Genomic DNA, 14,180 nt, shown 5'->3' with positions numbered 1-14,180 from the left:
GTAGTTTAGTGGTACGTAGTGAGTTTGCTGCGTACTTCTAACCTATATCGGAGTATTAATATGATTCGTTTATTTTCTTTCGCGTTATTCTTAGTTTTAAATCTAGCTTTGAGCCAAGTCACCGTCGCGCAAGCGGAGGGAGAAGGGCGTGTGCCTGAAGTACTAATTGTTAACGTTAATGAAGCCAGTGCGGAAGAGATAGCCGCCAAGCTCGTCGGCGTTGGACTAGTGAAAGCACGGGCAATTATTAAGTATAGAGATGAATTTGGTCCCTACGAGCACATAGAGCAACTTTCAGAGGTAGTTGGGATCGGGCCAAAGACACTGGAGGAGAATAGGGAGAGAATTAAACTGGCAAGTTAAGTACGTAGCGGTCTTAGATGGCTCCGCCTGCTGGGCTCGAACCAGCGACCCACGGATTAACAGTCCGTTGCTCTACCAACTGAGCTAAGGCGGAATATCTAAAATTTACTACGGTGTTTCTGGTATTACTTAAAGTGGCTCCGCCTGCTGGGCTCGAACCAGCGACCCACGGATTAACAGTCCGTTGCTCTACCAACTGAGCTAAGGCGGAATCATGAATTGAAGAAATTGGCTCCGCCTGCTGGGCTCGAACCAGCGACCCACGGATTAACAGTCCGTTGCTCTACCAACTGAGCTAAGGCGGAATCTCTTTCAATTCGGCGCGTATCATAACGCAGGTAGTTTTTTCGTCAACATATTTTTTAAAAAAAGACGCTAACTAGTTGAATCTATTATAAAAAACACCGAGCTATGAAATCTGCTCATGGCTGAGTAAACTATTCGCTCTACTTATAGGTGTTTGGTATGTCAAAATCGTTCGAGTTAGTGTCTAAATATCAGCCAGCCGGTGATCAACCTGCGGCGATTAAATCCTTGGTTGAAGGTTTTAATAATGGCTTAAGTGCTCAGACCTTACTTGGGGTAACAGGTTCAGGTAAAACCTTTTCGGTGGCCAATATTGTTGCTCAGCTTGATCGTCCGACCATTGTTATGGCGCATAACAAAACTCTGGCGGCTCAGCTCTACGGTGAGTTCAAGGAATTCTTCCCTAATAACGCCGTTGAGTACTTCGTCTCATACTACGATTACTACCAACCTGAGGCCTACGTGGCAGCGTCAGATACTTATATTGAAAAAGACGCCTCAGTCAACGAACACATCGAACAGATGCGCTTAAGTGCTACCAAATCGCTGATGGAGCGAAGAGACTGTCTAGTGGTGGCTACCGTAAGCGCTATTTATGGTTTGGGTAATCCCGAATCCTATCTGAAGATGGTCCTCATTGTTCGCAAGGGCGATAGAATTGATCAACGTGAGATCCTCCGGCGTTTAGCGGAGCTACAGTACACCCGTAATGACCAAGTATTCCAGCGCTCTACCTTTCGGGTAAACGGCGACGTCATAGACATCTTCCCTGCGGACTCAGAGCATCAAGCTCTGCGTGTTGAATTGTTTGACGAGGAGATTGAGCAAATTAGTTGGTTTGACCCATTAACAGGGAAGGTAAGCCAACGTGTGACTCGCGCTACGGTGTATCCCAAGTCCCACTATGTAACGCCCCGGGAAACGGTCTTAGGCGTGCTAGATGACATCAAGGCGGAGCTAGTGGACCGTTTAGCCTATCTGCGCGAGCATGATCGCCTCGTTGAGGCTCAGCGCTTAGAACAGCGTACTAAGTATGATTTAGAAATGTTGAACGAACTGGGTTATTGCTCGGGGGTTGAGAATTATTCTCGCTATCTATCCGGTCGACCACCCGGTGCTGCGCCGCCAACACTCTTTGACTATTTGCCGGACGATGCCTTGCTGTTTATTGATGAATCGCACGTTAGTGTGCCGCAGATCGGGGCAATGTATAAGGGCGATAGAAGTCGAAAGGAAAACTTGGTTGAATACGGTTTTCGCTTACCTTCGGCAATGGATAATCGACCGCTAAAGTTTGAAGAATGGGAAGCCCTAGCGCCACAGATGTTGTTTATCTCCGCAACGCCCTCAACCTATGAGGCAGAGCACGAGGATAACATCGCGGAAATGGTGGTACGTCCAACGGGCTTGATTGACCCAGAGCTTGAGGTGAGGCCCGCGACAACACAGGTGGATGACTTGCTATCGGAGATCCATATTCGCGTAGGGGTTAGTGAGAGGGTTTTGGTTACGGTGTTAACCAAGCGTATGGCGGAAGATTTAACGGACTATCTGTCTGATGCAGGGGTTAAAGTTCGCTATTTGCACTCTGACATCGACACCGTAGAACGGGTAGAGATCATTCGCGATCTCCGGATTGGTGAGTTCGATGTACTAGTAGGTATCAATTTACTCCGAGAAGGCTTGGATATGCCGGAGGTATCGCTCGTCACGATTTTGGACGCGGACAAAGAGGGGTTTCTTCGTTCCGATCGTTCGCTAATTCAGACTATTGGTCGAGCCGCTCGTAATGTTAACGGTAAGGCAATCCTTTACGCGGACAAAATCACCGGCTCGATGAAGCGAGCAATCGATGAAACGGAGCGCAGAAGGGCTAAGCAAATTGCCTATAACGAAGCGCATGGTATTACTCCAGTTGGAGTGAAGAAGTCTGTAGAAGATATTCTTGAGGCAGGTACGATCCCTGGTAAATCTAAGCGCCGCGTTAAGGTTGATAATACTCAGGAAATTGTCACCGAAAAGAGTCTTGCTGAAGTCGAGAAGGCGATGTTGCAGGCAGCACAGGATCTTGAGTTCGAAAAGGCAGCTCGGTTACGTGATGAATTAAGTGCAATGCGTGATAAGTTATTTAAGTAGCTGTTATTGTTGCTATTTTCTCAAAAAGTTCTTGCATCTACATTGGCGCTCAATATAATGCCCACCTGTTGACGCAAATTCTTGCAAACGACATAGGACTATAGCTCAGTTGGTTAGAGCGCTACCTTGACATGGTAGAGGTCCCCAGTTCGAATCTGGGTAGTCCTACCAATTATTTCCTTTCAAAATTCCAGAATCATCCTTCAAAGCTTGCTTTTACCGATCCAATATCCACTCGAATGGCACAAAATTCAGTTCGCTAGCGTAGCAGTGTCAGCTTCTAAACCGTAATGGATCTCTTAATTGCTTTGTGCAATCTGTCTTGAAAACCCCATTTTTTAAAGATGTTGAGTGCCCAGCGTGTCGATTATTGGCAGTTCGCCCAGTGAGTACCCTTTCAACCAGCTCCTTAATTGAATACTGGCCACCCAATTGCCGTAGAGATATAGAGCTGCTAACTTAGACTGAAGCTCTGGTCCAAGTCAGATAATCTACGCGCACCGAGGGCTTATTGCATCGAGCTAGCTCGCAAAACATAGATAACGAGGTTTAAATGCAGCCCTATACAACTCAATTCGTCCTTTCTAAAGAATACCTCGGCGAATGCTTCGATGAATCAAAGGCTTACAATAAAAGTGCGAGACCGAACTTCGTTTTCCCTTTAATGATGCTTTCTCTAGGTATCTTTGCACTAATGTGGACAGACCAGCCAAAGTCACTCGGCTTGTTTATCTTAGCCCTTGGCTTAATCGAGCTACTTCATATTCGTTACAAACGAGCGTGGTGGCTAACTCGCCAAATGATAGGACGTACAGGCGGTCGGCAGGTCACGCTCAGTCTTGACGAACAGGGTATCGAAACGCGAAGTGGTAACACCATTACAAACATCAACTGGACGGATGTCTCATCGCTAGTAGAAACCGAGCGCGGATTAATACTCGTCACCGCAAAAGGTGCTCAGCAATACCTTTCAAAATCCATATTCTCTGAGGAGGTGGTGTTGGATATCATCCGAGTGGGTAACGCTCGCTCCCACCATAGCGACTCTGAAGCAAGTCACGAATAATGCGGTCAAAAGGCGGCATTATTGTCACATGAAAGGTGGGAAAGTACGCGTATGACGAAATAGTAATGCTAGATACGTCATCTATCATATGCCGGAAGTAATCGCTGTGCGAGTTCATAGTGATATCCCCCCATCTAACTTTGGATAATAACAAATGAGTATTCGAAAAATTATCGGCCTAACCGCCAGCCACGTCATGGTGTTAATACTTGGCTTTTTTATCGGGATCTACATGCTTCCCATCCTTATAGCGCCCGATGCGCCAAGCCACGATGAGGTTAGCGTCGTCTCAGCCGAAGCTAAGTATCACGCTAGCTTCAAGATAGAGCTGACGGATAGCGATAGTTTTCATTGGGGGAAGGGAGAAGTGTCGGTTGGGGAGAAGCAAGTAAGCTTTGTGGGCGAATTAGCACCGGGTCCTGATTATAAGCTATACCTTTCTCCAGAGTTTGTCGAAACCGAAGCGGATTTTGAACGCCTTAAACATTCTATGATTCGCGTCGCGGACGTTAAAACCTTCGACAGTTTTATCGTCGACCTACCATCAGATGTTAATGTCGAGGACTATAACTCGGTGATTATCTGGTGTGAGCAATTTGGGCAATTTATTACGGCAGCTCAGTACCGCTAGTATTAGCGAAGCAAGATATCAGCGCTCAAGCTCTTGAGTCCTTATCACGAAATCTAATCCACCTTGAATGGCGGCAACCTGAGCGCGGTTGCAGATTTCCGGTGAGGCACTCGGACTATCCGGATAAACTTCGGTCGTCGTCCCGTATTGGCAGTTGGTTAAACTTCCACAGAGTCCAAGATTCTTCATGGGGTAAAGAATCACTCCATGCGCCACCACATCAGAGCCAATGATTTGATTATGACTATCGGCCGGTGCGATATGAGTAATCGCAGCAACCGAGTCAATCACAGCAGCTTGGAAAGCAAGTTCTGGACTAGCTGTGTTGCCCACGGTATAGAAACCGTCAGGAACCTCGCCGGGCTGGTAAGTTTTTCCATCTCTTGCAGCAAGGGCGGGGCGAAACTCCTGCTCATCACTATCAGTTGTTTCGTGTAGATCAACATGGATGAGAATATCTGGCTGTTGAGACATAAAAGCAATAAGTTGAGCGGCTTCTTCGGAAGGGCTATTGGCAATGAAAGAACGATTTGGATCTACACACCGATTATTCCATCGGTTAATCGTTTCATAGCCCCAGGGACTGACACACGGAACGATTATTAGGTTGAAGTGAGCCACATACTGTTGCGCATGATACTCGGCAAAATCTAGCGCTCCTTGAACACCACTCGTTTCGTAACCGTGGACACCCCCAGTAATAAGCACCGTAGGTAGAAGTTCTCGACGCGGTAAGCTAAGTAGTGCGAATAACGGATATCTCTCAGCGTCGATACTAAGCGCGCCGTATTGGTGTAACTGGAACGTTGAGTCTAATTGGCTGATACGGTCAAGTACGTCACGTTGGTAGCTACGTTTGATGGTAGTGTTCTCATACCAACTCTGGCGCTCGGAGTCACTCCATGGTTGCCCTTCAATACCAATTGGATAAAAGTGAGTTGTCATGACGTTACCTTGCTGTAGTTTGTAATTCAGCGTAAGAAGCTACCGCTCGGTTGTCAATTCCTTACCTCAGCCTTTTTGTCTAAAGTCCTTGGTTGAAGTGGTACTTTGATTGATAATTATCGCATTACAACAACGATGGAGCACAGGCCCGCTTAAACTCGTAATCTGACCAGCTGGCCAACACATACTCATGAACAACTCTGGTAATTCGTCCGAAGGTTCAACCGCGGCGCTTCAAGCAGCATTTTTCCGTTTACGATCAAATAAAGCATTTGAGCTTTTTGTTGTGGCGGTGATTATATTCTCGGCCTTAGTGATTGGTGCGAGGACCTATGAACTATCTCCCGGGTTAGTTAATGCCATTACCATACTCGATTGGGCTGTAACGTTTATTTTCCTTTTTGAGATTACGATTCGTTTTTTGGGTGAGCCAGATAAAAAACGGTTTTTTCTAAAGGGCTGGAATATTTTCGATACCCTAATTGTTGTGGTTAGTCTTATTCCAATTGATAACAGCGAGATGGCGCTGATTGGGCGTTTGGTGCGAATATTCCGAGTGTTACGGATGGTGTCAATCATTCCAGAGCTCCGTGTTTTACTGGACTCTCTATTCAAAGCGCTGCCACAATTGGGCTATGTCATGCTCATGATGTTTATCATCTTTTATATCTATGCCGCCATTGGCGCTACCTTCTTCGCGGAGGTAAATAGCACACTATGGGGAGACATCTCTATTAGCATGCTTACGCTATTCCGAGTTATGACGTTTGAAGATTGGACGGATGTCATGTACGAGACCATGGCAGTCTACCCGCTTAGTTGGATGTACTATTTTTCGTTCATCTGTTTAACTGCTTTTGCCTTTTTAAATATGGTCATTGGTATTGTCGTGAGTACGCTTGAAGAAGAGCATGCGCGTATTGCTAAACAGGAAGCTGAAGACGCTGGCGTGCCGACTATGCTAGACCTACAGGAGCAGATATCCGAGTTGAAAGTGCTATTAGAAAAGCGCTAGTTTAAGTCTGCTACTCTGTCGGTGACTGACGTATTACCTCCAATATGGTGGTATTGCAGCCCTGATCTGCGAAGCCTGTAACCTTTGATTAGTGCTTGTTGGAGTCTATCCCAATAAGTTCTAGTCCTAGTTTCAGCAGCCGCTGTTTACATCCTAGGCCATGAAGAACAACAGCATACGCTTCGAGACACTGTAACGTTGTTTAGAGGTGTTGTGACCCACTCTATTTTCCATATGTTTTAGCACACGTAACCCACTAGAGCTGTATTGAAGTGATTTACACACTAGGCACGGTTATTGCTGTACTGGTTTTATGTGTCATGACGATGTAAGCGGATAGTGCCGTACCATTTTGGTTACACTAACGTCTGACTTATCGATCAGGAGAGGGACGTGGAATCAAGGGATAGAATAGCGCGAATTGTTGAAGATTTTGCTGAACAAAATGATTTAGGCCCAATGTTCATTCGTGATGCGATGAAATTTATCGCTCCATTATGCCTTCATATTAGTTCACTTCGAGCGCTGGAAGGACGACCCATTGTACTAGGGCTCAATGGATGCCAAGGCTCAGGCAAGTCTACGATTGCAGCACTACTAGTGGAATTACTTTCAGCTTGCTCGGAATATAGCGCACTGGCAATTTCAGTGGATGACTTCTATTTAGGCTCCCAGCCTCGAAACGCGTTGGCGACGACTGTTCATCCCTTACTAAAGACGCGCGGAGTCCCTGGAACTCATAATCTACGGTTAGCGTTAGATACCATTGATGGATTAACACGAGGCTCGGGCAAAGTAGCAATTCCTTCCTTTAACAAAGCGACCGATGAACCCCGTCCAAAAGCAGATTGGCACCAATTTGGTGCACCCTGTGACATTTTGATCCTAGAAGGCTGGTGTGTAGGGATTAGTCCACAAGTTCCAAGTGCCCTAGAATTACCTATTAACAGCTTGGAGGCACTCGAGGATCCTCAGGCAACGTGGCGAACGTGGGTGAATGGAGAATTGACGCGCTATCAACGGCTCTTCGATGTCATTGACTGCTTAGTGTTGCTAAAGGCACCCAGTTTCAGCTGCGTTGTCGCGTGGCGTCTGGAGCAGGAAGAGCGTTTAAGCGCTAGCTTGGGTGAAGAGGCGGATCGTTCTGGCATTATGGGGGCTAAACAGGTAGACCGATTTGTACAGCACTACCAACGGCTGACGGAACATGCCCTAGCTACGCTAGAAGAAAATGCGGATGTTGTCTTCAAATTGAATACATCACGCCAAATAGTTGGCTCGATCATCAAGATGGGAGGGCAATAAATTGTCATTTATTGTGTTCTCTGACCTAGACGGCACGCTGTTGGATCACCATGACTACTCGTTCGACGCCGCGTTAGCGTCGATTGCTGCACTTCAAGCGCAGGCTATTCCTCTTGTGCTGAATACCAGTAAAACCGAAGCCGAGACAACAGAGATCAGAACCGCGTTAAGGCTTGAAGATGCGTTTATTATCGAAAACGGTGCGGCAGCATATCTTCCAAAGCGTCAGTTTTTAGCGGCGCCCGCGGAGAGCTACGCCGTAGGTGACTACTGGTGCCACGCCCTCGTTGAACCGGTCGAGTATTGGCGTAAATTACTCACACAATTCGCTGGCGCTCACCCACAATGCTTTACCACCTTTAGTGAGATGTCGGTTACTCAATTGAGCGATTTAACTGGTCTAACAATGGATCAGGCGAGGTCAGCAAAGTCCCGCGCGTACGGAGAGGTATTACATTGGATAGGAACAGATTCATCGCTGAACGCGTTCCGTAGTTTTGCCAAAGATAATGGTGCGAAGGTACATATTGGTGGGCGGTTCGTTCACTTTGGCGGTGATACAGATAAGGGCAGGGCAATGGAGTGGGTCACTGCGCGCTATCAGGAGTTGAAGTCTAGCGCTTTGCAAACTATTGCTCTGGGTGACGGCGGAAATGATGCACCAATGTTAGAGGTTGCTGATTTCCCTATTGTTATTCGCTCGCCAGTAAACCCATCACCAAATTTAACCACCACAGCCGCTGTTCGCACGAGCAAATCCTGCGGTCCGCTTGGCTGGCAGGAGGAAATTGCTCGATTCCTACAAATCGAACCTGATACAAAAGGGAAGTAACCATGGCAGATTTTCATCAAAACGGAAACATTACAACGTTACATAACCTTGGCACTCACTCTCTTGAGAGTATGGAGGCCGAACTCGTTAAGTTCAGCCAGCAGCGACCACTAGGGTTAATCTTGCCCTCGCTGTATTCCGAGCTTGGCACCAAAGCCCTACCGAGTATTCTTGGCGAGCTTAAACAGGTACCGTATTTGGCCCAAATTGTTATTGGTCTCGATCGCGCTACCGAAGAGGAATATCGCCATGCGCTATCGTTCTTTTCGGAGTTACCGCAACACCATCAAGTGTTATGGAATGACGGTCCACGACTTCGCGCGATTGATGCCGAACTGCAAGCTATGGGTTTGGCTCCGCCGGAGCCCGGTAAGGGGCGAAACGTTTGGTACTGTATGGGTTATACCCTTGCTACGCGAAAAGCTGAATCGATTGCACTGCATGATTGCGATATCTTAACCTACAATCGAGAGCTTCTCGCACGGCTCATCTACCCGGTCGCTAACCCACTATTCAATTACGAATTCTGCAAAGGCTATTACGCTCGCGTGGCCGATAAACGGATAAATGGCCGCGTCTCGCGGCTTCTTGTAACTCCGATGATTAGAGCCATCAAGCGGGTCATGGGTGAAAGCGACTATCTAAACTATCTCGATAGTTTTCGTTATATCTTGGCAGGGGAGTTTGCGTTTCGTAGAGAGGTCCTGAGAGACATACGTATTCCGAGCGATTGGGGTTTAGAAATCGGTGTCCTCTCCGAGGTCTACCGGAACTACAATAGTAATCGACTCTGTCAGGTTGATATCGCGGACAATTATGACCACAAGCATCAGGAGCTTGCGCCAGAAGACAAAGCTGCTGGCCTTAATAAAATGTCGATTGATATATCAAAAGCTGTGTTCCGAAAGTTAGCAACGCGCGGCATGGTTTTTGAACAGGAAACCTTTCGGACGATTAAAGCTACGTATCTGCGAATCGCACTCGACTTTGTGGAAACCTATAGAAATGATTCTTTAATGAACGGCTTAGACTTTGATATTCATAGCGAAGAGAAGGCCGTCGAGCTCTTCGCTAATAATATTATTGATGCCGGTCAAACCTTCCTCGACGAACCCCATGAAAGGCCGTTTATCCCAAGTTGGGGGCGGGTGGTCAGCGCAATCCCCGACATTTTTGAGCGTTTGGTTGACGCCGTTGAAGGTGATCATCAGGAATTTGCAGTCGCCAGTCAGCACGACGATTATGAACATGCTTAATCCTTTACGCCTCAGACTTGAGCAGCATCTAAGTAAGATCTACCGTGATATTGAGCGAGAAGAATCCATCAGTGATCTTGCCACCACGTTGCTACAATTGATGAGGCTCGAGCCCTGTGCGGAAGCACCTCGGGCCCATCACAGTCTTTGGGACCAAAGAGACATAGCACTGATTTGCTATGGCGATAGTTTGTTGGCCAACGGTGAAAAGCCGCTGCATACTCTAGCTGGATTTCTTGAAGACCACCTCTCTGAAGCGATTAGTATGGTGCATATCTTACCGTTCTTTCCGTGGACGTCGGATGACGGTTTTGCGGTACAGGATTACACGGTAGTGAATGATTTTCTCGGCGATTGGGACGATATCGCGGAGATTGCAGCAAACTTCAAATTAATGGGAGACCTTGTAATTAATCATGGTTCTAGCCATAGCGTTTGGTTCGAAAACTTTAAACGGGGACTTCATCCGGGCAAAGATTTTTACTTTACGGCACTGCCAACGGACGATCTGAGTAAAGTGGTTAGACCACGTACAAGCCCGCTGTTACAACGTGTTGACACTGTTGAAGGCCCGCGTTGGGTATGGTGTACCTTCAGTCATGATCAAGTTGATTTTGATTTTCGCAATCCCGAGGTACTCAAGGCGTTTGTAGAGATTATTCGCTTGCATCTAGATAAGGGGGTTCGAGTATTTCGGTTGGATGCTGTGGCGTTTCTGTGGAAGCAAGTGGGTTCTTCAAGTATTAACCTAACTGAGACCCACGAGTTGGTCCGGCTTCTAAGAACATTAATAGAGCACGCGGCTGATGGCGCGATGATCATTACCGAGACCAATATTCCTAATGAGGAAAATCTTGCGTATTTCGGGAATGCTAACGAAGCACACGCTATCTATAACTTTTCATTGCCGCCGCTGTTGGTATATTCGCTAATAAGCGGAGATAGCCACTACCTCCGACAATGGCTGATGACCCTTCCGCCAGCACAGTTTGGCACCACCTATTTCAATTTTCTTGCGTCGCATGACGGAATTGGTTTGCGTCCGGTGGAAGGCCTATTAAGCGATGACGAGGTAGACGCCTTTATTCGCACTATGGAGCGCTCAGGCGGCTTAGTGTCATGGCGCGCGGGTGCCGGCGGCGTTCGTAAAGCCTATGAAATTAATATTACGCTGATGGACGCGCTGCAGGGCACAGTGAAAGGGCACGATGAGTTTGGCTTTGCGCGGTTTATCTGTGCCCATGCAGTGATGCTGGCGCTAGAGGGCATCCCGGCTATATACATTCATAGTCTGCTGGGTACCCGTAACGATCATCTAGCGGTAGAGCGCTTGGGTTACAACCGCGCGATCAATCGTCATCAATGGGACTACGAGCAACTAATCCAGCACCTAAGCCACCCAGAATCTCCGAATGCGAAAGTAGTCTCAGCACTCAAAGTACTTATCACTCTTCGCAAGTTACAGCCCTCGTTTCACCCGAATGCAACACAATATACATTGCAGTTAGGCCCAGGTTTGTTTGGCTTTTGGCGACAGAGTAACGACCGCAGGCAGAGTATCTTTTGTCTCTATAATCTAACGGGAGAGACGCAGCGAATACCGGTTAGTGAGTTAAATCTTGTGGTGTTAAGCGACTGGTACGATTTAATTACTGATGAAATCATCGCAGTGGGCGCTGGTGAACTCGAATTTCAACCTTATGCCTTTAAATGGGTTAGTAATCGTCAGTAAATAGTCTCAGTATTTGGCGTTGTTTAACACCATAGGTCGAGTAATAACGACTATTCGTCGCTCGATTTAGGGCACTCATTAAACTACAGATAGTCTCTAATTCTGATTCGGATGCGATGAGCTAACTCGAACCAAGGTGTTGCGGATGACCGTAAATGGTGTGCTTTGGGCCATGATTCTTACCGAACTATTGTGATTTAATTTCCCCTACAACGGTTACCCCTGGCATTGAACCAGACCGCTTTGATACGCTAATCCATCATCTCCTTTACAGTTGAACTTCGCGAGTTGGCTCTGTTAGAGTGAGCAACAAACTAAGTCAGTCATACTACTGGCAATTAGCACTTTTGGGGGATTACCGTGCGATTAAAACTGATGACCTTAATTTTGATTAGTATTTTAGCGTCTTGTTCCGGTGATACGTGGAAGCTTATCACTGCAGACAAGTCAAAGCTGAGGGCGGCTGGAGAGGGTTATGTTTATGGACTTCCCTTAGTTATAATGGATGGGACACGAATCGCGATGACCGATCCACGAAACGCTGGTAGCGTTCCAATTAATACTTTCCGCCATCAGAAGACCTTTCCCGATGCAAACTTTACAGCGGTCGTCCGTCCAGCAGTTGATTTCTTATATAGTACTGCCATGCTTGATCTCTCCGCGGGCCCAATCGAACTGAACTTACCTAGCTTTTCGGATAGGTATTACATGATGCCTATCTTAGACGCTTACACTAATGTAATTGCCACACCGAGTTCACGAAACCCCAACGAATTTAAGCAACGGCTTATTCTCGTCGGTCCTGATCATAGCGCTCCGGAAGGCGACGAGGCTTCGATTATTCGAAGTCCCACCAACCTCGCATGGGCCATTGGACGGATAGCGGCCACTGCCGGCGACGACCAGTTGTTGGCAGCGGAAACGCAGTCGCAGATATCGTTGATAGCCGAAAACGACCTAGTAGATATTCCATCAGTTCAACGGATCACTAAGCCCAAGGATTGGGTGTCAAATATGTCTGCGGAGGAATTCTTCTATCGGCTTTCTGTATCGATGGCTGCGAACCCCCCTGCAACCAATGACGATGAAATTATTGGCAAGCTTGAGGCGATTAATTTTGTACCTGGCGAGCCTTATATCTTGTCGGAGCAATCGGAGGAAATACAAGAGGTCGTTGCTTTGGGAGTAAAGGTGGCCCGCGAACGCCTCCAAGAGCATATTACCGATCTTGTTGACTCTACCGACGCGGACTGGCGTTTCCCTCCTGACAATCTTGGCCGCTATGGAGTTGACTACAATACTCGAGCATTAGTAGCGCTAGTCGGCCTGGGTGCAAACCTGCAAGAAGATGCAGTCTATCCGTCGGCATCGAGGGATAGTGAGGGCCGATTATTAGATGGTGCACACAGTTACCGCCTACATTTTCCCGAGGGAACCCTACCACCTGCGCGCGCTTTGTGGTCGATAACTGTTTATGGCTCGGATGGATTCTTGCAATCAACGGCGACGAGTAAGTACAAGTTGGGGTCAATGGACTCACTCGTATTGAATGCTGATGGGTCCGTTGATCTCTTCTTCGGAGGCAACCCGCCGGAGGGGAGAGAAAGTAATTGGCTCCCTGCCAACCCCGGAGAGATGGTGTTGACGATGCGGCTATACTGGCCTGAACAAGCTGTCCTGAATGGAAGTTGGAACATTCCTCGTCTTGAGCGCCTTAATTGATTCAGCGTTAAAGACTAGTTTTACACTTGATTATTTGAGTGAGCACACGTAGAGGACTTAGATTCCGTAGGGTAATGCAAACGCTATACTTCATTAGCCAGTGCTCTCGTCCCATCCTGGTTAGGATTTGAGTGCCGTTCTCCGCTTGTGGTTGGTCTATAGATGCGTTGAACGGCGCCTTAATCCTTTTGAGCCGTGCAATAACAAACCAAGGAGTACAGTTAAATGTTCAGTCATATGATGATTGGGTCGAATGATATTGAAGCGTCTAAGACGTTTTACGATGCAGTGCTTGCTGTCCTCGGTGCCGGTGAAGCCATGACACATGTCAATGCGACAGGTCAAAAACGGCTATTCTATATCCACAACGGTTCAACTTTCTCCATTAGCGAACCGATCAACGGCGAGCCAGCGACGGTTGCCAACGGCTCGACGATTGGTTTTGCGTGTGATTCACCGGAGCAGCTTCAAGCTCTTCATGACGTTGCAATAGCCAACGGAGGAAGGAGTGTTGAAGGCGCACCAGGTCCTCGTGATAGCGATATCGGTGTGATGTATCTATGTTACTTTTTGGATCCTGATGGCCATAAGGTGTGTGGTCTTCATCGCCCTGGTTAATATACGCTTAAACAATTGTGGGCAGTGGACCGTATTGGCTCGCTGGTTACAGTGAGAAAGTAGGGTTCTGCTAGAGACAATTCGATACTGCGTAGGAGGCTGCCAATGAAAAAGACGTCAGAGTTAGCAACTAAGATTTGTCCTGTCTGTCAGCGACCTTTCTCTTGGCGTAAGAAGTGGGAAAAGAATTGGGATGAGGTGAAGTACTGCTCAAAGCGCTGTAGTGCATCGCGAAAGACGAAGGCAAGCTAGA

At 47.3% G+C, this 14,180-nt stretch carries 13 protein-coding genes and 4 tRNA genes; 13 read left to right on the top strand and 4 right to left on the bottom strand.

Annotation, left to right across the window (positions count from 1 at the left end; translation table 11 throughout):
- The first annotated feature begins 60 nt into the window (after positions 1-60).
- Positions 61-363 carry a helix-hairpin-helix domain-containing protein gene (locus Q0698_RS07575; RefSeq protein WP_298635358.1) on the top strand — a complete coding sequence of 101 codons (303 nt, stop codon included), beginning with the start codon at positions 61-63 and terminating at the stop codon, positions 361-363.
- Positions 364-381: 18 nt separating this feature from the next.
- Here the strand turns inward: Q0698_RS07575 and Q0698_RS07570 are convergent.
- The 3 genes from Q0698_RS07570 to Q0698_RS07560 form a co-directional block, all read right to left on the bottom strand.
- A tRNA-Asn gene (locus tag Q0698_RS07570) sits at positions 382-457 on the bottom strand.
- Positions 458-498: 41 nt separating this feature from the next.
- Positions 499-574, bottom strand: a tRNA-Asn gene (locus Q0698_RS07565).
- A gap of 18 nt (positions 575-592) precedes the next feature.
- Positions 593-668, bottom strand: a tRNA-Asn gene (locus Q0698_RS07560).
- A 160-nt stretch (positions 669-828) separates the two neighbouring features.
- Between Q0698_RS07560 and uvrB the strand changes: the two genes are divergently transcribed.
- From uvrB to Q0698_RS07540, 4 genes are all read left to right on the top strand, one after another.
- Positions 829-2,805 (top strand): excinuclease ABC subunit UvrB, encoded by a 1,977-nt coding sequence (uvrB, locus tag Q0698_RS07555; protein ID WP_298635355.1) that lies wholly within the window; start codon positions 829-831, stop codon positions 2,803-2,805.
- A 94-nt stretch (positions 2,806-2,899) separates the two neighbouring features.
- Positions 2,900-2,976, top strand: a tRNA-Val gene (locus tag Q0698_RS07550).
- 382 nt (positions 2,977-3,358) lie between these two features.
- Positions 3,359-3,871, top strand: a complete 513-nt coding sequence (locus tag Q0698_RS07545; protein ID WP_298635353.1) for a YcxB family protein — start codon at positions 3,359-3,361, stop codon at positions 3,869-3,871.
- Positions 3,872-4,025: 154 nt separating this feature from the next.
- Positions 4,026-4,502 carry a DM13 domain-containing protein gene (locus Q0698_RS07540; protein WP_298635351.1) on the top strand — a complete coding sequence of 159 codons (477 nt, stop codon included), beginning with the start codon at positions 4,026-4,028 and terminating at the stop codon, positions 4,500-4,502.
- Between the two features lie 18 nt (positions 4,503-4,520).
- Here Q0698_RS07540 and Q0698_RS07535 read toward each other — a convergent pair whose 3' ends face one another.
- Positions 4,521-5,447: a M14 family metallocarboxypeptidase gene (locus tag Q0698_RS07535; protein WP_298635349.1), complete on the bottom strand. Its 927-nt coding sequence runs from the start codon at positions 5,445-5,447 to the stop codon at positions 4,521-4,523.
- Between the two features lie 190 nt (positions 5,448-5,637).
- Here Q0698_RS07535 and Q0698_RS07530 point away from each other — a divergent pair, with 190 nt between their 5' ends.
- The 8 genes from Q0698_RS07530 to Q0698_RS07495 all read left to right on the top strand — a co-directional run bounded on the left by Q0698_RS07530 (position 5,638) and on the right by Q0698_RS07495 (position 14,179).
- Positions 5,638-6,462, top strand: a complete 825-nt coding sequence (locus tag Q0698_RS07530; RefSeq protein ID WP_298635347.1) for an ion transporter — start codon at positions 5,638-5,640, stop codon at positions 6,460-6,462.
- Positions 6,463-6,855: 393 nt separating this feature from the next.
- Entirely contained in the window at positions 6,856-7,767 is a 912-nt protein-coding gene (locus Q0698_RS07525) for a hypothetical protein (protein ID WP_298635345.1), read from the top strand.
- Between the two features lies 1 nt (position 7,768).
- On the top strand, positions 7,769-8,599 hold the full coding sequence (locus Q0698_RS07520) for an HAD-IIB family hydrolase (protein ID WP_298635343.1): 831 nt from the start codon (positions 7,769-7,771) through the stop codon (positions 8,597-8,599).
- 2 nt (positions 8,600-8,601) lie between these two features.
- Positions 8,602-9,855 (top strand): glycosyl transferase, encoded by a 1,254-nt coding sequence (locus Q0698_RS07515; protein ID WP_298635341.1) that lies wholly within the window; start codon positions 8,602-8,604, stop codon positions 9,853-9,855.
- Positions 9,848-11,587 (top strand): sugar phosphorylase, encoded by a 1,740-nt coding sequence (locus tag Q0698_RS07510; protein WP_298635339.1) that lies wholly within the window; start codon positions 9,848-9,850, stop codon positions 11,585-11,587. Before Q0698_RS07515 ends, Q0698_RS07510 begins: the two co-directional genes overlap by 8 nt.
- A 360-nt stretch (positions 11,588-11,947) precedes the next feature.
- Positions 11,948-13,309 (top strand): DUF1254 domain-containing protein, encoded by a 1,362-nt coding sequence (locus tag Q0698_RS07505; protein ID WP_298635337.1) that lies wholly within the window; start codon positions 11,948-11,950, stop codon positions 13,307-13,309.
- A gap of 225 nt (positions 13,310-13,534) precedes the next feature.
- Positions 13,535-13,927: a VOC family protein gene (locus Q0698_RS07500; RefSeq protein WP_298635335.1), complete on the top strand. Its 393-nt coding sequence runs from the start codon at positions 13,535-13,537 to the stop codon at positions 13,925-13,927.
- A 105-nt stretch (positions 13,928-14,032) separates the two neighbouring features.
- Positions 14,033-14,179 (top strand): DUF2256 domain-containing protein, encoded by a 147-nt coding sequence (locus Q0698_RS07495; RefSeq protein ID WP_298635333.1) that lies wholly within the window; start codon positions 14,033-14,035, stop codon positions 14,177-14,179.
- Position 14,180: the final 1 nt, after the last annotated feature.

The sequence above is a fragment of the uncultured Umboniibacter sp. genome (genome assembly GCF_947497555.1).
In the GTDB taxonomy this organism is placed as follows: Bacteria; Pseudomonadota; Gammaproteobacteria; order Pseudomonadales; family DSM-25080; genus Umboniibacter.
Note: the sequence above shows the minus strand (reverse complement) of the source record. Positions and strands in the feature narration are given on the sequence as shown.

What these genes read in the sequence shown, in the direction of transcription:
- Q0698_RS07575 (WP_298635358.1), top strand. Translation starts at nt 61, where the DNA reads ATGATTCGTTTATTTTCTTTCGCGTTATTCTTAGTTTTAAATCTAGCT.
- uvrB (WP_298635355.1), top strand. Translation starts at nt 829, where the DNA reads ATGTCAAAATCGTTCGAGTTAGTGTCTAAATATCAGCCAGCCGGTGAT.
- Q0698_RS07545 (WP_298635353.1), top strand. Translation starts at nt 3,359, where the DNA reads ATGCAGCCCTATACAACTCAATTCGTCCTTTCTAAAGAATACCTCGGC.
- Q0698_RS07540 (WP_298635351.1), top strand. Translation starts at nt 4,026, where the DNA reads ATGAGTATTCGAAAAATTATCGGCCTAACCGCCAGCCACGTCATGGTG.
- Q0698_RS07535 (WP_298635349.1), bottom strand. Translation starts at nt 5,447, where the DNA reads ATGACAACTCACTTTTATCCAATTGGTATTGAAGGGCAACCATGGAGT.
- Q0698_RS07530 (WP_298635347.1), top strand. Translation starts at nt 5,638, where the DNA reads ATGAACAACTCTGGTAATTCGTCCGAAGGTTCAACCGCGGCGCTTCAA.
- Q0698_RS07515 (WP_298635341.1), top strand. Translation starts at nt 8,602, where the DNA reads ATGGCAGATTTTCATCAAAACGGAAACATTACAACGTTACATAACCTT.
- Q0698_RS07510 (WP_298635339.1), top strand. Translation starts at nt 9,848, where the DNA reads ATGCTTAATCCTTTACGCCTCAGACTTGAGCAGCATCTAAGTAAGATC.
- Q0698_RS07500 (WP_298635335.1), top strand. Translation starts at nt 13,535, where the DNA reads ATGTTCAGTCATATGATGATTGGGTCGAATGATATTGAAGCGTCTAAG.
- Q0698_RS07495 (WP_298635333.1), top strand. Translation starts at nt 14,033, where the DNA reads ATGAAAAAGACGTCAGAGTTAGCAACTAAGATTTGTCCTGTCTGTCAG.